This window comes from Nonomuraea ceibae (assembly GCF_019396325.1).
GTDB classification, from domain to species: domain Bacteria; phylum Actinomycetota; class Actinomycetes; order Streptosporangiales; family Streptosporangiaceae; genus Nonomuraea; species Nonomuraea ceibae.
The window spans coordinates 1-18,287 of the sequence record NZ_JAHKRO010000107.1; the positions used below are offsets into that span (position 1 = coordinate 1).

The window sequence follows — 18,287 nt, forward strand, 5'->3', positions numbered from 1 at the left end:
GGCGACGTCCTGGCCGACCTCGCCAGGGCCGACCGGGCCGCCGGGCGCGACCCGGCCGCCGCCGCCCGCGCGGCGATCGAGGCGTACCTCACGAAAGGAGCGAGCTTGCCCGCCCGCAGGATCCGCGACTGGTGGGAGGAGCCGTGACCATGACGCCGCCCTGGCGCAGGGACCGGCCCGCCCAGTTCCCCGGGGTGCCCGCGTGGGGCCTGTCCACCCGGCGGCAGTCCCCCGAGCCCTTCGACGTCAGCCCGCTGTCGGGGGTGAGCAAGGAGTGGGCGTGGGGCGGGTCCGACGGCTCGGGTGTACGGGTGTGCGTGCTGGACACCGGCGTGGCCGCCGACCATCCGAGGATCGGCGGGCTGGAGCGGTCGCTGCACGTCGTCGGCGGGGACGACGGCAGGCCGGTCGTGGCCGAGTGCGAACCCGCCGACCCGGCCGGGCACGGCACCGCCTGCGCCGGGGTGATCCGGTCGATCGCCCCCGGCGTGTCGCTCACCTCGGTGCGGGTGCTCACCGACGGGAAGACCGGCTCCGGCGACGCGCTCGTGGCCGGGCTGAGCTGGGCCATCGAGGAGGGCTTCGACCTGGTCAACCTCAGCCTGTCGACGACCAGGTCCGGCTTCCGCGAGTCGCTGCACGAGCTGGCCGACCGCGCCTACTTCCGGCGCTGCCTGCTCGTGGCCGCCGCGCACAACATGCCCGTGCTCAGCTACCCGTGGACGTTCTCCTCGGTGGTCTCGGTGGCCAGCCACGACCTGCCCGACCCGATGACGTACTACTACAACCCGGCGCCGCCCGCGGAGTTCCACGCGCGCGGCGTCAAGGTGCCCGTCGCGTGGCCGGGCGGCCGGGAGATCCGCAGCACCGGCAACAGCTTCGCGGCCCCGCACATCACCGGCATCTGCGCGCTCATCCTGGGCAAGCATCCGTGGCTGACGCCGTTCCAGCTCAAGACCGTGCTCTATCTGGCAGCCGACAACACCCTGACTCACAGCGGAGAGGCCCATGTCTCCTGACGACATCGACGGCACCGAGCGCCGGCTGCTGCAGTCGGTCGTTGAAGTGGCCCGGCACATGTTCGGCGCCGCCGCCGCCTCCATCTTCCTGGTGGAGCCGGAGACCGGCGACCTGATCTTCGAGGCGGTGTCGGGCGAGGGCGAGAAGGAGCTGGTCGGCAGCCGGTTCCCGGCCGGGACGGGGATCGCCGGCTGGGTGGCGGCGAGCGGGCAGCCGATGGTCGCGGACGACGTGGCCGAGGTCGCGCCGTTCGCCCGCGACGCCGCCGAGTCCACCGGGTACGTGCCGCGCACGATCATGGCGGCGCCGCTGATCCGCTTCGAGGAGTGCGTCGGCGTCCTGGAGGTGCTGGACCGCACGGCCTCGCGCAGCGAGCTGGACGACATGGAGTTGCTCGGGCTGTTCGCCACCCAGGCGGCCTGCGCCCTGGAGCTGCTGCTGCGCATCCGGGCCGGGCGGCGCGCCGAGCCGCCGGCCGATCCGCGCGACCTGCTGCGCCGGATCGGCGAGCGCCTGTCGGCGTCCTCGCGGCCGCCCGACGCGACGGCGGTGCGCCTGCTGGCGCTCGCCGACGACCTGCTGGGGCCGTGACGGCCGGGCCGCGGCGCCGTCACCAGGCGGTGTGACGGCGGGTCTCTTTCCACATACGAGAGCGATCTTTACGTCCACTAAGAGCTATGTCACGATCACTCCGTTTTGCCGTTTGTTCTCAGGGAAGGCGGAAGTGATCACTCCCCCACCGGCACCCCCACCCTCCCGGCCCCTTGCTTCCTGGCACGACTCACTCTGAAAGGACGACATGGGAGCCAGCCGTCCGCACGACGCACTCCCCAGGAACGCATGGCCGTTCGTCGGACGCGCCACCGCGCTGCGCACCACCACGGAGGCGGCGGCGCGGGCGGAGGTGCGCGGCGTGGTGGTCGTGGGGCCGCCGGGGGCCGGCCGGACCCGGCTGGCCGCGGAGGCGCTCGCCCGGCTGGCCTCGGCGGGACATCCGGTGGCCTGGGCCGGCGCCACCGCCGCCGCCGCGGCGATCCCGCTGGGCGCGCTGCTCCACCTCGCGCCGCTGAGCGACTGCGCGGCACACGGCACCCGGGTGGTCTTCGACCGCATCGTGGAGCGTTTCAGCGCCCCCGCCGCCGAGCGCCCGGTGCTCGTCGTGGACGACGCCCACCTGCTCGACAGCGTCTCGGCCGCGCTCGTCCACCGGCTCGCCCTGCACACGCGCGCCTTCGTGCTGCTCACCGCCCGGCAGGGGCAGCCCGCGCCCGACGTGGTGACCGCGCTGTGGAAGGAACGGCTGGCCCGGCGCGTCGAGCTGCGCCCGCTCGCCGACCACGACGTCGACACGCTGCTCGAACGCGCGCTCGGCGGGCCGCTGGACGCCGTCACCCGGCGCACGCTGCGCCGCCTGTCGGCCGGGAACCCGCTGGTGCTGCGCGAGCTGGTGCAGTCCGGGCTGGAGGGCGCGGTGCTGCACCGCGTCGACGGCCTGTGGCACCTGGGCGAGCAGGTGCGGGTCACGGGGCGGCTCGGCGACCTCCTGGAGGCGCAGATGCAGGTCGGCGACCCGGCCGTGCTGGGCGTGCTGGAGACCCTGGCCTGCCAGGAGCCGCTCGGCCAGCGGGTGCTCGAACGCCTGGCCGGGCCCGCCGCGGTCGCGCAGGCCGAACGGCAGGGGCTGGTCACGGTAGAGCTCTGCGGGGCGCGGCAGCGCACCCGGCTCACGATCCCCGCCTACGGCGAGGTGTTGCGCGCCCGCATGCCGCGCGCCCAGGCCCGGGCGATCTGGGGGCGGCTCGCCCGGGAGCTGGCCGCGTTACCGGGCCGCCGCGAGGACGACGCGCTCGACCTGGCCGTCGCGCGGCTCAACGCCGGTCTCGGCACGTCGGCGCGCGAGCTGCTGCACGCCGCGCAGCGCACCGCGGGACGGCTGGAGCTGAAGGCCGCAGAACGGCTGGCCACCGCCTCGCTGGACGCCGGGGGCGGCGTGGACGCGGCCCTCACGCTGGCCGAGGTCCTGTGCCACCAGGGACGCCACGCCGACGCCGCGGGCCTGCTCCCGGCGGCCGAGCAGTGCCGCGACGCCGAACGCGCCGGACGCCGGGCGATCCTCCGCGAGAAGATCGGCTACTGGCGCCGCCAGGTCACGCCGGACCCGCAGGACCCGGGCGGCGAGCGGGCCGCGGAGGCGGTGCGGGCCTGGACGATGCTGCTCGACGGGCACGTCAGGCGCTCCCTGGCGGCCGGGACGGCGCTGCTCGGGCCGGCCGACCCGCTGCCCGCCGAGGCGGCGGTGCGCGCCGCCACGGCCGTCCAGCTCGCGGCGGGGCTCATGGGCGACACCCACCGGGCCGAGGCCGCGTACGCCCGCGGCGTGGCGGTCACCTCGGCGGGCCGGGCGGTGTCGCCGTGGGCGCGGGCCCAGGTGGGCGCCGCCCGCTGCCTGGCGCTGCTGCTGGGAGGCGCGCTCACCACCGCCGCCGAGGACGTGGAGACGGGCTACCGGGAGGCCGTCGAGGGCCAGCTGACCGCGCCGGTCGTCGGCGTGTGGGCGGTCGTGCGCGGCTTCGTGGCCAAGGCGCAGGGCCGGGTGGCGCCGGCCCAGCAGGCGCTGCGCGAGGCCGTCGTGCTGCTCGGCGAGCACGACCCGCTGCGGCTGCGCGGCGTCTACCTGGCCGAGCTGGCGGGCGCGTACGCGATGGCGGGTGACACGGTGCAGGCCGACGCCTGGCTCAGCCGGATGGACGGCTGTCCCCCGCCGCCGGGGGCGCTGTTCGACCCGTGGATCGAGCGCAACCGGGCGTGGGCCGCCGCCGCCGCGCTCGACCTGCTGGGCGCCGCGAACCACGCGATGCAGGCGGCCAAGGCGGCACGGGAGGCCGAGTCGCCGATGGTCGAGGCGCTGGCGCTGTTCGACGCGGCGCGCTTCGGCGAGGCCAGGGAGGTGTCGGCCCGGCTGCACCGGATCGCCGGGGAGACGGCGGCGCCCGCGGCGGCGGCGTTCGCGCGGGCGTCCACCGCGCTGGCCACCGACGACGCCCGGCAGCTGACGGCGGCGGCCGAGACGCTGTATCACACGGGCCACCTGCTGCACGCGGCCGAGGCGGCGGCGACGGCGCACCGGCTGCACGCCAGGGCGGGGCGGCGCACGGCGGCCAAGACCGCGCTCGCCTTCGCCAGGGAGCGGCTCGCCGAGTGCGGGGCCGTGCGGACGCCGCTGACGGACCTGACGGGCAGCGAGGCGTCGCTGACGCCCCGGGAGCTCCAGGTCGCCAAGCTGGTCACCGCCGGGCTGCCGGCCCGCGAGGTCGCCGGCCGGCTCGGCCTGTCGCTGCGGACCGTCAACAACCACCTGGGCCGGGTGTACGCCAAGCTCGGCGTCTCCGGACGGCACGGGCTCGCGCAGGTGCTGGGCAGCGGCCCGGAGGGCTGAGCCCGCCGGTCACTCGCCGCCGGTGAGGGCGGCGACCAGGTCGGCGGCGGTGCGGCAGCGGTCGAACAGCTCGCCGACGTGCTGCTTGGTGCCCCGCAGCGGCTCCAGCGTGGGAACACGCTGGAGGGACTCGCGGCCCGGGATGTCGAAGATGACCGAGTCCCAGGAGGCCGCGGCCACGGAGTCGCTGTACTGGCGCAGGCAGCGGCCCCGGAAGTAGGCGCGGGTGTCGGTCGGCGGGTTCTCGACGGCGCGCTCGACCTCGTCCTCGGTGATGAGGCGCTGCATGCGGCCGCGCGCCACGAGGCGGTTGTAGAGGCCGCGGTCGGGGCGGATGTCGGAGTACTGCAGGTCGACGAGCTGCAGGCGGGGGTGCGACCAGGCGAGGCCGTCGCGGCTGCGGTAGCCCTCCAGCAGCTCCAGCTTGGCGACCCAGTCGAGCTCCTTGGACAGCTGCATCGGGTCCTCGGCGAGGCGGGTGAGCACCGACTCCCAGCGGTCGAGGACGTCCTTGTTCATCTCGTCCTGGGCGGTGCCGCGCTCCTCGACGTACTTGCGGGCCTGCTCCAGGTATTCCATCTGGAGCTGGACGGCGGTGAGCTTGCGGCCGTCGCGCATGGGGATCTCGTAGCGGCAGCTCGGGTCGTGGGAGACGGCGCGCAGGGACTGCACGGGGTTCTCCACGGCGAGGTCGCGGCTGAGGAAGCCCTCCTCGATCATGGCGAGGACGAGCGCCGTCGACCCCAGCTTCAGGTAGGTGGAGATTTCCGACATGTTGGCGTCGCCGATGATGACGTGCAGCCGCCGGTACTTCTCCGGGTCGGCGTGCGGCTCGTCGCGGGTGTTGATGATCGGCCGCTTGAGCGTCGTCTCCAGGCCCACCTCGACCTCGAAGAAGTCGGCGCGCTGGCTGATCTGGAAGCCCTCGCCGCGTGAGTCCTGGCCGATGCCGACCTTGCCGGCGCCGACGACGACCTGCCGCGAGACGAAGAACGGCGTCAGGTGGCGGACGATGTCGGCGAACGGGGTGGCCCGGCGCATCAGGTAGTTCTCGTGGCAGCCGTAGCTGGCGCCCTTGGCGTCGGTGTTGTTCTTGTAGAGCTGGATGGGGGCGTTGGCGGGGATCGCGCCGGCCCGCTGGGCGGCGTCGTACATCACCCGCTCGCCCGCCTTGTCCCAGATGACCGCGGCGCGGGGGTTGGTGCACTCCGGCGTGGAGTATTCGGGGTGCGCGTGGTCGACGTAGAGCCGGGCGCCGTTGGTCAGGATGACGTTGGCCAGCCCGAGGTCCTCGTCGGTGAGCTGGGTGGGGTCGGCGACCTCGCGGGCGAGGTCGAAGCCCCTGGCGTCGCGCAGGGGGTTCTCCTCTTCGAAGTCCCAGCGCGCTCTGCGTGCCCTGGCCGCCGAGGCCGCCAGGTAGGCGTTCACGACCTGGGAGGAGGTCACCATCGCGTTGGCGCCTGGCTGACCGGGTACGGAGATGCCGTACTCGGTCTCGATGCCCATCACCCGACGCACCGTCATGCGCACCCTCTGTTCGTCCGGATCTGTCTATCCGCCGTTTATATGCCCGAGCCTATGCCCTTCACAGTGCCCCGGGGTCACAGAGTTATGGCACCGACGCCTTTTCAACCTGTACGGCGGGAGTTGTTGTGCTTTGTGGAGTTCTGCGGGGCTTGAGTAGCCGCTGGATGGGCCGTTCGGCAAAGAGGTAGATCGCGTACGACAGCGCGACGGCCGCCAGCGTGGTCACCGCGACCACCGCGAGCGGGGGCAGATCCCCGACGAGCAGGGGGATCAGGGCCGCCGCGACCACGGAGTGGAACAGGTAAAGCGGGTAGGTGGTCGCCCCGAGCGCGGTCAGCGCCGGGCGCGCCCGCACCCGCATGAGCCCGAGCGCGACCAGCGACATGACGACGAAGATCAGCGTGACCGTGATGATCACGCTGACGTCGCTGACGGGCATGTTCCTGAACCCGGCGAGCTCGATCCGGCCGTGCACGCGTTCGAGCGCGGCGTGCAGCGACATCCCGTACGACCCGGCCACGTAGAGCCAGGGAAGCCAGGCGCTGCCGTGCTTGTGGATGAGATAGAGCGACATGCCGGCGATGAAGTAGGGCGCGTACCGGGGCATGACGATCTCGTTGAGCAGCGGGTTCCCCAGCAGCTCGGCGCCCAGCGCGGCCACCAGCCAGACGCCCGAGAAGGCCAGCACGCGGCCGTACGTGACGCCCGCGATCACCAGGATCGAGATGAGCAGGTAGAAGCGGAGCTCTGCCCACAGCGACCAGTAGACGCCCGTCGCGTCCGTGACCTTGAACAGCCGCTGGAACATGGTGGCGTTCACCAGGTAGTCGCCTGGCGAAAGTTTTGGGTTGAGCGGCTTGGCGGCGGTCAGCCCGTAGAAGGCCGCCACGGCGATCAGGCTGAGCCAGTACGCCGGGTAGAGCCGCACCAGCCGGGAGCGGGCGAACGCGCCGAGCCCGCGCCCCCACACGCTCATCAGGATGACGAATCCGCTGATGACGAAGAACAGCTCCACGCCGAGGATGCCCAGCCCGGCGATCGGGGCGACGGCGGGGAAGAGCTCGGCCGGCCGGTCACCCCAGACCGAGGCGTAGGCGATCAGGTAGTGGAAGGCCAGCACGGCGAGGGCGGCGATGAACCGCAGGAGGTCGAGCTCGGCCAGCCGGCCGTCCCCGCGAGCATGCTTCGGCCGGTTCGCTTGACGCACGGCCCTTAGACGTCACAACGATCACTTTGGTTCCGTTCCTTCACTTCTGTCACAACAAGCATCGAAATTTTCGTGGCTGAGAGCCGTAAGCCGTCACGGTCGTTGGGGCCGGGGTGTGCCGCTCGTCACCATGTCGGCCATGCGAAATCACCTGGTCATCGCAGTGGCGGCGGTCGCCCTGCTGAGCGCGGGCTGCGGCCGGTCCACCTCCGGCGCGGCGGCGCCCTCCGTACCCCCCACCACCGGCAAGAGCGCGAAGGATCTCGTCCCCGAGGACGTCCGCAAGACGGGCGTGCTGCGGGTCGCCACGGCGGAGGGCTATCCGCCGATGGAGATGTACAAGCCCGGCACCCAGGAGCTGACGGGCGTCGACATCGACCTGGCCAAGGCCATCGGCGAGCAGCTCGGGCTCAAGACCCAGGTGACGAACGCGGCCTTCGACGGCCTCATCCCCGGCCTCCAGGCCGGCCGGTGGGACCTGGCCATGTCCTCCATGAGCGACACCGAGCAGCGGCGCCAGGCGGTCGACTTCGTCGACTACTTCCAGGCCGGCGGCTCGATCCTGGTGAAGAAGGGCAACCCCGAAGGCATCAAGACCCTCGCCGACCTGTGCGGCAAGAAGGTCGTCCTGGCCAAGGGCAGCTCCAACCTCGACATCGGCATGCGCCAGAACGACAAGTGCGACAAGAAGATGGAGATCCTGCAGAGCGAGGACGCGCCGACCGGCCTGCTGACGATCGACTCCGGCCGCACCGTCGCCACCATCGTCGACTCCCCCGTCGGCCACATGTACGCCAAGGACACCGGCAGGTACGAGGTCCTGTCCGAGCAGTACGACGCCGGGCCGTGGGGCATCGCGGTGGACAAGAAGGACACCGCCCTGCGTGACGCCGTCGCCAAGGGCCTTCAGGAGCTGATGGACAGCGGCGGCTACAAGGCCATCCTCGACACCTACGGCGTGGCCGCCAACGGCCTGCCCAAGGTGACGATCAACACGGGCGCGTCGTGACGGAACTGCCGATCGACGCGGTGCGCCCGCCCCGGCCCGGCAGGGTGGTCGCCGCCGCCCTGGCCGGGCTGGCGCTGGCCTGGCTCGCGTACACGATCATCGTCAACGAGAACCTGCACTGGGACGTGATCGTCGCGTTCCTGTTCGACCCCAGGATCCTGAGCGGCCTGCTCGTCACGATCGCGCTCACCGTGCTGTCGATGGTGATCGGCGTCGCGCTGGGCGTGATCGCGGCGGTGATGCAGCTGTCGGACAGCCCGGTGCTGCGCGGCGCCGCCGGCCTCTACACGTGGTTCTTCCGGGGCACGCCGCTGCTGGTGCAGCTGATCTTCTGGTTCAACGTCGGCCTGGTGTTCCCGGTGATCGGCATCGGGGTGCCGTTCGGCGGGCCGATGCTCGTCGAGTGGCAGGCGAACGTGCTCATCACCCCGTTCATCGCGGCCGCGCTCGGCCTGACGATCAACGAGGGCGCCTACATGGCGGAGATCGTCCGGGCCGGCATCCGGTCCGTCGACCCCGGCCAGCGGGAGGCGGCCGAGGCGCTGGGCATGTCCCACCGGCAGATCCTGCGCCGCGTGGTGCTGCCCCAGGCGATGCGGGTGATCATCCCGCCGACGGGCAACCAGTTCATCTCGATGCTCAAGACGACGTCGATGGTGTCGGTGATCGCGGGCGCCGAGCTGCTGACCGTGGCGCAGCGGATCTACCTGGGCAACTTCGAGGTGATCGCGCTGCTGGTCGTGGCGTCGGTGTGGTACCTGGTGCTGACCACCGTCGCGAGCGTGGGCCAGCACTTCCTGGAGAAGAGGTTCAGCCGCGGGGAGGCCGGACGATGAGTGTCATGGTGAGCGTGCGCTCGGTGCGCAAACGGTTCGGGTCGCTGGAGGTGCTCAAGGGCGTCAGCCTCGACGTGCCCGAGGGCGGCGTGGTGTGCGTCGTCGGGCCGTCCGGGTCCGGCAAGTCGACGCTGCTGCGGTGCGTGAACCGGCTGGAGACGATCGACTCGGGCCGCATCTGGGTGGACGGCGAGCTCATGGGCTTCCGCGAGGTGGGCGGGAAGCTGCACCTGCTCAAGCCGGCCGAGCTGTGCCGGCAGCGGCGCAAGATCGGCATGGTGTTCCAGCGCTTCCACCTGTTCCCGCACATGACGGCCCTGGAGAACGTGATGGAGGGGCCGTGCACCGTGCAGGGCGTCTCCCGGCAGCGGGCCCGCGAGCAGGCGGGCGCGCTGCTGGAACGCGTCGGCCTGTCCGACCGGGCCCACCACTACCCCGCCCAGCTCTCGGGCGGCCAGCAGCAGCGGGTCGCGATCGCGCGCAGCCTGGCGATGGAGCCGAAGGTGATGCTGTTCGACGAGCCGACCAGCGCGCTCGACCCCGAGCTCGTGCAGGAGGTGCTCGGCGTCATGCGGGACCTGGCCACGAGCGGGATCACCATGGTGGTGGTCACGCACGAGATGGGGTTCGCCAGGGAGGCGGGCGACCATCTGGTGTTCATGGACGACGGGATGATCGTCGAGGAGGGGCCGCCACGCGACGTGCTGTCCGACCCCCAGCACGAGCGCACCCGCGCGTTCCTGGGGCAGGTGCTGTGAACGCCGACCTGCTGATCGCCGGCGGCCTGCTGGCCGACGGCACCGGCGCCCCGGCGCGCCGCGCGGACGTCGCCGTGACGGGCGGGCGGATCACCGTGCTCGAACGCGGCGCCGCCGCCGGTCCCGGCGCGACCGGCGGGCCCGGGGGCGTGGACGCCGCCGGGCGCGTGGACGCGGCCGAGGTCGTGGACGCGGCCGGGCTGGTGGTCGCGCCCGGGTTCATCGACGTGCACACCCACTCCGACGCCGTCACGCTGCTGGGCGAGGAGGCGTGGGAGCTGGCGGTCGCGCCCGTGCGGATGGGCGTGACGACGGAGATCTGCGGCAACTGCGGGTCCGGGCTGTTCCCGGGGCTGCCGGAGCGGCTGCCGGAGATGCGGGCGTCGAGCCGGGTCACCTTCGGCGGACGAGTCCCGATTTTTCCGGACTTCGAGGGGTTTGCGGAGGCGCATCGGGCCGCCCCCCGCTCCAACCACCTCAGCTCCCTCGTCGGCCACGGCACCCTGCGCGCGGGCGTGCTCGGCTACGAGGACCGCCCCGCCTCCCCGCGCGAGCTGGACGTCATGCGCGGCCTGCTCGACGACGCCCTCGCCGCGGGAGCCACCGGCCTGTCGACCGGCCTCATCTACACCCCCGGCACCTACGGCGGCACCGACGAGGTGGTCGCCCTGGCCGCCGTCGCCGCCCGCCACGGCCGCCCGTACGTCACCCACCTGCGCGACGAGATGGCCCGCGTGGAGGAGGCGCTGGAGGAGGCCGTCGAGATCGCCCGCCGCAGCGGCGCGGCCCTGCACGTCTCCCACCACAAGACCGCCGGCCGCCACGCCTGGGGCAGGACCGTCCGCACCCTGGCGCGGATCGCCGAGCTGCGCGAGCAGGGCCTGGACGTCACCTGCGACGTCTACCCCTACACCGAGGCGAGCACCTCCCTGGCGGCCATGCTGCCGCCGTGGGCCAACGACGGCGGCACCCGCGCGCTGCTCACCCGCCTGGCCGACCCCGGCCAGCGCGACCTGATGCGCCGCGCGATCGCCGACGGCGTGCCCGGCTGGGAGAACACCGTCGGCAACGGCGGCTGGGACCGCATCTCCGTCGCCTGCGCCCCCCGCAACCCGGCCGTCGAGGGCCGCACCATCGCCGACCTCGGCGGCGACCCCGTCGACGTGGCCGCCGACCTGCTGCTGTCGGAGGACGGCGAGGTGACCATCATCAGCCACTCCATGCGCGAGGACGACGTCCAGCGGGTGCTGGCGAGCCCGTTCACCATGATCGGCTCCGACGGGGTGCCCAAACCCGGCCACCCCCACCCGCGCCTGGCCGGCACCTTCCCCCGCGTCCTCGGCCGGTACGTGCGCGAGCAGGGGCTGGTGACGCTGGAGGAGGCGGTGCACAAGATGACCGGGATGGCCGCGGCCCGCTTCGGGCTGCGCGACCGTGGCGTCGTGCGCGACGGGGCGCACGCCGACCTCGTGCTGTTCGACCCCGCCACGATCGCCGACGGCGCCACGTACACCGACCCGCTGCTGCCCCCCACCGGCCTGCGCCTCGTCGTCACCGCCGGCCAGGTGGCGGTCCGCGACAACACGGTCACCCCCGCCCGCCCAGGAAGGATCGTGACCCCATGACCCCCACCGACCCTGAGGCCCCCGCCGACGCCGGGCGCCCCCTTGATGCGCCCCTGTCCGGTGGTGCGCCACCGCCCGGGGGTGCGCCACCATCCGGGGGTGCGCCACCATCCGGAGGTGCGCCGCCGTCCGGAGGCGCGCCGCCGTCCGGGGGTGGGCTTCTGGCCGGAAGGGTCGCGCGGGAGGTTGCGGGGTTGTTGCGGGAGGTCGCCGCGGTGGTGGAGGCCGGGGCTCAGGCGGGTGACGGCTCGGCAGCGGTCGGCGGGGCGCTGGAGCGGATCGCGGCGGCGTGCCCCGGCACGCTGGCCGTGGCCGTGCGGCCGGCCGCGCTCGCGCCGCCCGGTGTGCCGTTCGGGCCCGCCCCCGAGGGGAGCAGGCCGCCGGCGTCCGGCGGCGAGGTTCCGGAGGGGGACGGTCAGCCGGCCGCCCGCGCCGCGCTGCCGGACGACGGGCCCGGTCCTGAGGCGTACGGGCAGGCGTACCGGGAGCTGTCGCTGAACGAGGATGTGGAGCTGCCGCTGGCCAGCGTCGGGAAGCTGCTCCTGCTGGCCGAGGTGGCGATGAGCGTCGACGGCGGCATCCTGGACCCGGACGAGCCGGTGCGGGTGCACGACGACGACTACTGCGGCGGGTCGGGCCTGCTGCTGGGCCTGTCGGCGCGTACGTGGACGGTCGGCGACCTGGCCCTGATGACGGCGGCGGTGAGCGACAACACGGCGACGAACGCGCTGCTGCGCCGCATCGGCCTGGACCGGGTGAACGCGGCCGGCGCGGCGCTCGGGCTGACCCGGACGCGGCTGCTGGACCGGATCAGGGAGCCGCGCGGCCCGGAGCATCCGGCGACGTTCGCGATCGGCACGGCCGGGGAGCTGGCGGGGCTGGCGGCGCTGGTGGCGGGCCCGGCCGGGTGGCAGGTGCTGATGCGCGAGTGGATGCTGGCCAACACCGACCACGGCCTGGTCCCGGCGCTGCTGGGGCATGATCCGGAGGGCGGCAGGGTCGCCTGCAAGACGGGCACGGACGACGGCATCCGTACGGACGTGGGGCTCATGGGCCCGCTCGCCTACGCGGTCCTCGCCGGCGGCCCGCCGGGCTCGGACCAGGACCTGGTGCGGGCGGTCCGCCTCACGGGCGCCCTGATCGCCGCCGCCGCGACCCGGTAGGGAAGCCTGCGGTACGGGCGCGCCCCCGAGAAACAGGGGCCGCCCGGGGCCGTCAGCTCGGCAGGGAGTTGCGGAGCTGGGCGGCGGCGGTGCGGAGGTAGGCGGTGAAGGACTTGGCCGCCGGGTTGGGGTTGGTGGCGCGCCGGGCGACGCCGATGCGGCGGTGCAGCTGGGGCGTCTGAAGGCGGCGGATCTGGACGCCGGTGACGCCGTGCAGGCCGAGGCTGGGCACGAGGGCGACGCCGAGCCCGGCCCGGACGAGGCCGATCGTGACCTCGTAGTGGTCGCTGCGGCAGCGGATCTGCGGGGTGAAGCCTTCGAGGGCGCCGGCCCGTTCGAGGATGGAGACGGGGTGGTCGGCGCCGAACGTGGTGATCCACGGCTCGTCGGCGAGGTCGGCGAGGCGGATGCGCGGCCGGCGGGCGGCGGGGTGGCCGTTGGGGACGACGAGGAGCTGCGGCTCGTCGAGCAGCGGCAGCACTTCGATGCCTTCGGGGCACTCCCACGGGTCGAGCGCGTGCTCGAAGACGACGAGGATGTCGAGGGCGCCGCGTTCGAGGTCGGTCAGGAGCTCGAACGGCTGCCCTTCGACGAGGTCGAGGGTGACGGCCGGGTAGCGGCTGGCGAAGCGCGACAGGGCGAGGGGCACGAGGCGGTAGCCGGCGGAGGCGAAGAAGCCGATGCGCAGCGCCCCGGCGTCGACGCGGGCCTGGGCGCGCAGGTCCTTCTCGGCGGCTTCGAGGATGTCGACGACTTCCTGGGCGCGGTGGGCGAGGCGGCGGCCGGCGTCGGTGAGGCGCAGGCTCTGCGCGTTGCGTTCGACGAGGCCGACGCCCGCTTCGCCCTCCAGGCGGGCGAGCTGGTGGGAGACGGCGGAGGGCGACAGTTTCAGCTCGCGGGCGGCGGCGGCGATGCTGCCGGCGCGGAACACCTCGAGGAGGACGCGGAGGCGGTTGCTGCTGAGCACCCTCCCACGATAGGAGCCGCCGACCAGCGCTTTCGACGCGGCCGGCGGCTCCTCTCGGGGTCTTACAGGTATTGGCCGGTGTTGGCGACGGTGTCGATGGACCGGCCGGCTTCGGCGCCCTGCTTGCCGGAGACGAGCGTGCGGATGTAGACGATCCGCTCGCCCTTCTTGCCGGAGATGCGGGCCCAGTCGTCGGGGTTGGTGGTGTTGGGCAGGTCCTCGTTCTCGGAGAACTCGTCCACGCAGGCCGCGAGCAGGTGCTGCACCCGCAGGCCCTTCTGGCCGCTTTCGAGGAACTGCTTGATGGCCATCTTCTTGCCCCGGTCGACGATGTTCTGGATCATCGCGCCGGAGTTGAAGTCCTTGAAGTAGAGGACTTCCTTGTCGCCGTTGGCGTAGGTCACCTCGAGGAAGCGGTTCTCCTCGCTCTCGGTGTACATGCGCTCGACGACGCTCTGGATCATGCCGTGGATGGTGGCCTCGCGCGACTGCCCGTGCTCGGCGAGGTCGTCCGGGTGGAGGGGAAGGTCGGCGATCAGGTACTTGGAGAAGATGTCCTTGGCCGCCTCGGCGTCCGGCCGCTCGATCTTGATCTTGACGTCCAGGCGGCCGGGCCGCAGGATCGCCGGGTCGATCATGTCCTCGCGGTTGGAGGCGCCGATGACGATGACGTTCTCCAGGCCCTCGACGCCGTCGATCTCCGACAGCAGCTGGGGGACGATGGTGTTCTCGACGTCGGACGAGACGCCGGAGCCACGGGTGCGGAAGATCGAGTCCATCTCGTCGAAGAACACGATCACCGGAGTGCCCTCGGAGGCCTTCTCACGCGCGCGCTGGAAGACCAGGCGGATGTGCCGCTCGGTCTCGCCGACGTACTTGTTGAGCAGCTCCGGGCCCTTGATGTTGAGGAAGAAGCTCTTGCCGGACTGGCCGGTCTTCTCCGCGACCTGCTTGGCCAGGGAGTTGGCGACGGCCTTGGCGATGAGCGTCTTGCCGCAGCCGGGCGGGCCGTAGAGCAGGACGCCCTTGGGCGGGCGGAGCTTGTGCTCACGGAACAGGTCGGCGTGCAGATAGGGCAGCTCGATGGCGTCCCTGATCTGCTCGATCTGCCGCATGAGGCCGCCGATCTCCTCGTAGGAGATGTCAGGCACCTCTTCCAGCACGAGCTCTTCGACTTCGGACTTGGGGATGCGCTCGTAGACGTAACCCGAGCGCGGCTCCAGGAGCAGCGAGTCCCCGGCCCTGATGGGCTGGCCGACGAGCGACTCGGCGAGCCGCACGACCCGCTCCTCGTCGGCGTGCGAGATGACCAGGGCGCGCTTGCCCTCGTCGAGGAGCTCCTTGAGCATCACGATCTCGCCGACCTCTTCGTAGCCGAGTGCTTCGACCACGTTGAGCGCCTCGTTGAGCATGACCTCCTGGCCACGCCGCAGCGAGTCGACGTCGACGGCGGGGCTGACGTTCACCCGCAGCTTGCGGCCGCCGGTGAACACCTCGATCGTGCCGTCTTCCCGGGCCTCCAGGAAGGTGCCGAACCCGGATGGCGGCTGCGCCAGCCGGTCGACCTCCTCCTTGAGGGCGACGATCTGATCCCTGGCCTCCTTGAGCGTTGCCACCAGGCGCTCGTTCTGGCCGGTCACGGCCGCGAGGTTAGCCTGCGCTTCGTGGAGACGCTCTTCGAGGACTCTGGCCTGACGGGGTGACTCGGCAAGCTTCCGCCTCAGCGCGGTGATCTCCTCCTGGAGGAAGGAGACCTGTGTTGAAAGATCAGCGACCTCCCGTTCGCGCTGCGCGGCTCGAGCCTCAGCATCATCGCGAGCTGCCACGCCCCGTCACCTCCTTCCCAGTCGAGGGCGACTACTTAGGACCTTACCTATCTCGGGCCCCTCCGTAACCTGGCCGGGCAGTGTTCGTACAGTGACAATCAGTATTTGGTGAATAATCCCCAATAGTGCGTTTAATACTCCCAGCATATGCACACGGTGATCTGTTCCCGTGTCACGCGCCAACGCACCCTCGTGGCCAAATCGTCATAGTTCCTCGGTCGTCCCCTTCGGTCGTCGGCGGCGCGGCGGCGGGGTCACGCCGTCGGCCATGCGACGGGCGGAGACGAGGAATCCCGTGTGGCCGATCATCCGGTGATCGGGCCGGACGGCGAGCCCTTCGACATGCCAGTCGCGAACCAGGGTCTCCCACGCCTGAGGCTCGGTGAAACTCCCGTGATCGCGAATGGCCTCGACGGTTTTCGACATCTGGGTGGTCGTGGCCACGTAACAGCAGATCACGCCGCCCGGCGTGAGCGCCTTGGCGGCGGCGTCGACGCACTCCCAGGGAGCCAGCATGTCGAGGATGACGCGGTCGACGTCGCTCTCGTCGATCGAGGCGACGAGGTCGCCCACGACCAGGCGCCAGTTGTCGTCCATCGGGCCGCCGTAGAACTTCTCCACGTTCTTGGCCGCCACGTCCGCGAACTCCTGGCGGCGCTCGTACGAGGTCACGTGCCCCTCGGGGCCGACGGCCCGCAGCAGGAAGCACGTCAGCGCGCCGGAGCCGACGCCGGCCTCGATCACCCGGGCGCCGGGGAAGATGTCGGCCATGCCGACGATCATCGAGGCGTCCTTGGGGTAGATGACCGCCGCGCCGCGCGGCATCGCCAGCGTGTAGTCCTGCAGCAGGTGGCGGAAGGCCAGGTACTGGGTGCCGCCGGAGGAGCGCACCACGGAGCCCTCGGGCTGACCGATCAGCTCGCTGTGCGGGATGGCGCCCTTGTGCGTGTGGAAGACGCCGTCCTCCTTGAGCGTGATCGTGTGGCGCTTGTTCTTGGGGTCGGTGAGCTGCACCTGATCCCCGGGCCGGAACGGCCCATGCCTGCGGAAACCCATGGCGGCAAGGTTATAGGGCTTTCGAGCACGTCTGGACGCGCGATATCAATGGGGGATGTTCCCGCGTGAAGTGATCTCCGTCGGCTCCCTGGTGCTGCGCGTCCCGGGCGCCGACGACGCCGACGCCATCGTCGCCACCTGCGACGATCCGGTGTCGGCCAGGTTCCTCCCCTTGCTGCCTTCGCCTTACACCCGGCAGGACGCGCTGGCGTACCTGGCTCGCGCGGAGGAGAAGTGGGACGAGGGCGCCGCGGAGTTCGCGATCACCCAGGACGGCCGCTACGTGGGCGCCGTCGGGGTGAGCGCGCCCGACAGGTGGGGGACGGTGCGGCTCGGCTACCTGGTGTCGCCGTGGGCGCGCGGCAAGGGGGTGGCCTCGGCGGCGGCGCGCGGGCTGAGCGACTGGCTGCTCGACCACGGCGTGGCGCGGGTCGAGCTGGAGGCCGAGGTGGAGAACGTGGCGAGCCTGCGGGCGGCCTACCGCTCGGGCTTCACCGAGGAGGGCCGCAGGCGCGACGCCAAGACGCTGCGCGACGGGCGGCGGACGGACGTGGTGACGTTCGGCAGGATCGGCCGCGACCCGGCCGGGCTCTGGGAGCCGTTCCTGCCGTTCTTCGCCGGCGGGGAGCTGTCCGACGGGGTGGTGTGCCTGACGCCGATGACGGTGGACGACGCCGGCGCCTTCCACCGGATGCTCCAGGAGCCGAGCGTGGCCGAGTACGGCGTGGGCGCCGCCAACTCCCCGGCCGACGACGAGCGCCGCTGCCGCTACACCGGCTACTTCTGGGTGTCCGGGCAGCGGGTCGAGCTGGCGATCAGGGACGCCGGGACGGGCGAGTTCGCCGGGCACATCCAGCTCGTGCAGATCGTCCCCGAGTTCGGGCAGGCCATGGTGGGCTACTCGCTGACCGAACGCTTCCGCGGCCGGGGCTTCATGACGCGGGCGGTGCGCCTGCTGACCGGGTGGGCGTTCGCCGAGACCCCGCTGCACCGGATCGTCGCCGGCACCGAGGTGTCCAACACCGCGTCGCAGGCGGTGCTGGAGCGCGCCGGGTTCGTCCGTGAGGGGATGCGCCACAAGCTCCTGCCGAAGGCCGGCGGCGGCCACGCGGACGAGCTGTGCTGGGTCCTGATGCGTCCCGATGCGGGCGAGAAATCCTGATTACCGCTTTGAGGTCTGGCCAAGGGGCGCGCGGCGGAAGATACTCCGAGTCACCGCCCCTGCAATCAGCGTGAACGAACGGCTTGGTCCTGAGCGCCTCAGCCGAGGGATGTCACGATGCCAGACGAACGTGTCCATGTCGCCATGCGCGAGCTCATCTCCGCGTTCTCCTGCCTGGACCGGGCGGGGCTGACCGATCGCCTGGCGCGCGCCGCCGCGACGGTCGCCCGCGCCGCCTACGCGGGGTTCGTCCGCTGCGATCCGCTGCGTGAGGAGGCGCACGCCGTCCACACGCACGGGCCGCCGGGCGATCCGCTGCGGATGCGGGCCTGGCTGGCGGAGTCGGGCGTGCTGAAGGAGCTGGCCGCCGCGGACGGGCCCCTGTGCCTGGCCCGGGACGCCTCGGTGGGCGCGCCCGGCTTCCTGGCCACGCCGGTGCCGCTGACGACGTGCGACCACGTGTCGCTGTGGGTGGCGGGCCGCGCCTTCGACACGGCCGACGAACACCTGCTGGGCCGCTTCGCCACCGCCGCCGGGCGCGCCCTGGAGGCCGCCGGCGACCTGGAGGCGGCCACCCGCCTGCTGCGCGGCGTGCAGGCCTTCACACCGCCCCGCCGCCCCCGCGTTCCCGTACGTCCGCAACAGCGGATCCGGCCGCCCGTAACCGGCCCGGATTGACCCGTACGCCGTTTCCG

15 protein-coding genes are annotated in these 18,287 nt (G+C 72.4%); 10 read left to right on the plus strand and 5 right to left on the minus strand.

Translation table 11 applies throughout. From position 1 onward, the window contains the following. The first annotated feature begins 149 nt into the window (after window positions 1-149). From KME80_RS39845 to KME80_RS39855, 3 genes are all read left to right on the plus strand, one after another. Complete coding sequence (locus tag KME80_RS39845) at window positions 150-1,019, plus strand: S8 family serine peptidase (protein ID WP_219514662.1); 870 nt, start codon at window positions 150-152, stop codon at window positions 1,017-1,019. After that, window positions 1,009-1,611 (plus strand): GAF domain-containing protein, encoded by a 603-nt coding sequence (locus tag KME80_RS39850; protein WP_219514664.1) that lies wholly within the window; start codon window positions 1,009-1,011, stop codon window positions 1,609-1,611. Before KME80_RS39845 ends, KME80_RS39850 begins: the two co-directional genes overlap by 11 nt. Before the next feature lie 208 nt (window positions 1,612-1,819). Continuing rightward, window positions 1,820-4,456 (plus strand): helix-turn-helix transcriptional regulator, encoded by a 2,637-nt coding sequence (locus KME80_RS39855; RefSeq protein WP_219514666.1) that lies wholly within the window; start codon window positions 1,820-1,822, stop codon window positions 4,454-4,456. Between the two features lie 9 nt (window positions 4,457-4,465). Here KME80_RS39855 and dop read toward each other — a convergent pair whose 3' ends face one another. Beyond that, the gene (gene dop, locus KME80_RS39860) at window positions 4,466-5,980 is read right to left on the minus strand and encodes a depupylase/deamidase Dop (RefSeq protein WP_246646523.1); all 1,515 of its coding nucleotides are present in this window, start codon (window positions 5,978-5,980) and stop codon (window positions 4,466-4,468) included. A gap of 85 nt (window positions 5,981-6,065) precedes the next feature. Next, the gene (locus KME80_RS39865) at window positions 6,066-7,190 is read right to left on the minus strand and encodes an acyltransferase family protein (protein WP_219514673.1); all 1,125 of its coding nucleotides are present in this window, start codon (window positions 7,188-7,190) and stop codon (window positions 6,066-6,068) included. Window positions 7,191-7,329: 139 nt separating this feature from the next. Between KME80_RS39865 and KME80_RS39870 the strand changes: the two genes are divergently transcribed. The 5 genes from KME80_RS39870 (at window position 7,330) to KME80_RS39890 (ending at window position 12,581) form a co-directional block, all read left to right on the plus strand. Continuing rightward, on the plus strand, window positions 7,330-8,199 hold the full coding sequence (locus KME80_RS39870; RefSeq protein ID WP_246646524.1) for an ABC transporter substrate-binding protein: 870 nt from the start codon (window positions 7,330-7,332) through the stop codon (window positions 8,197-8,199). Next, complete coding sequence (locus KME80_RS39875) at window positions 8,196-9,035, plus strand: amino acid ABC transporter permease (RefSeq protein WP_219514681.1); 840 nt, start codon at window positions 8,196-8,198, stop codon at window positions 9,033-9,035. The genes KME80_RS39870 and KME80_RS39875 overlap by 4 nt, the downstream gene beginning before the upstream one ends. Next, entirely contained in the window at window positions 9,032-9,793 is a 762-nt protein-coding gene (locus tag KME80_RS39880) for an amino acid ABC transporter ATP-binding protein (RefSeq protein WP_281427413.1), read from the plus strand. Before KME80_RS39875 ends, KME80_RS39880 begins: the two co-directional genes overlap by 4 nt. Then, on the plus strand, window positions 9,790-11,418 hold the full coding sequence (locus KME80_RS39885) for an N-acyl-D-amino-acid deacylase family protein (protein ID WP_219514683.1): 1,629 nt from the start codon (window positions 9,790-9,792) through the stop codon (window positions 11,416-11,418). The genes KME80_RS39880 and KME80_RS39885 overlap by 4 nt, the downstream gene beginning before the upstream one ends. 194 nt (window positions 11,419-11,612) lie before the next feature. Next, window positions 11,613-12,581, plus strand: coding sequence for a serine hydrolase (locus KME80_RS39890; RefSeq protein ID WP_246646525.1), 969 nt, complete (start codon window positions 11,613-11,615; stop codon window positions 12,579-12,581). A gap of 52 nt (window positions 12,582-12,633) precedes the next feature. Here the strand turns inward: KME80_RS39890 and KME80_RS39895 are convergent, their stop codons facing one another. From KME80_RS39895 to KME80_RS39905, 3 genes are all read right to left on the minus strand, one after another. Further along, window positions 12,634-13,548 (minus strand): LysR family transcriptional regulator, encoded by a 915-nt coding sequence (locus KME80_RS39895; protein ID WP_219514685.1) that lies wholly within the window; start codon window positions 13,546-13,548, stop codon window positions 12,634-12,636. Between the two features lie 62 nt (window positions 13,549-13,610). Further along, window positions 13,611-15,374: a proteasome ATPase gene (gene arc, locus KME80_RS39900; RefSeq protein WP_219514687.1), complete on the minus strand. Its 1,764-nt coding sequence runs from the start codon at window positions 15,372-15,374 to the stop codon at window positions 13,611-13,613. A gap of 204 nt (window positions 15,375-15,578) precedes the next feature. Next, window positions 15,579-16,430, minus strand: a complete 852-nt coding sequence (locus tag KME80_RS39905) for a tRNA (adenine-N1)-methyltransferase (protein WP_219514694.1) — start codon at window positions 16,428-16,430, stop codon at window positions 15,579-15,581. Window positions 16,431-16,485: 55 nt separating this feature from the next. On the opposite strand from KME80_RS39905, the gene KME80_RS39910 reads away from it, so the two are divergent. Together KME80_RS39910 and KME80_RS39915 are read left to right on the plus strand one after the other, a co-directional pair. After that, the gene (locus KME80_RS39910; RefSeq protein WP_219514696.1) at window positions 16,486-17,592 is read left to right on the plus strand and encodes a GNAT family N-acetyltransferase; all 1,107 of its coding nucleotides are present in this window, start codon (window positions 16,486-16,488) and stop codon (window positions 17,590-17,592) included. A gap of 117 nt (window positions 17,593-17,709) precedes the next feature. Beyond that, window positions 17,710-18,270: a hypothetical protein gene (locus KME80_RS39915; protein ID WP_219514697.1), complete on the plus strand. Its 561-nt coding sequence runs from the start codon at window positions 17,710-17,712 to the stop codon at window positions 18,268-18,270. The last annotated feature ends 17 nt before the right edge of the window (window positions 18,271-18,287 follow it).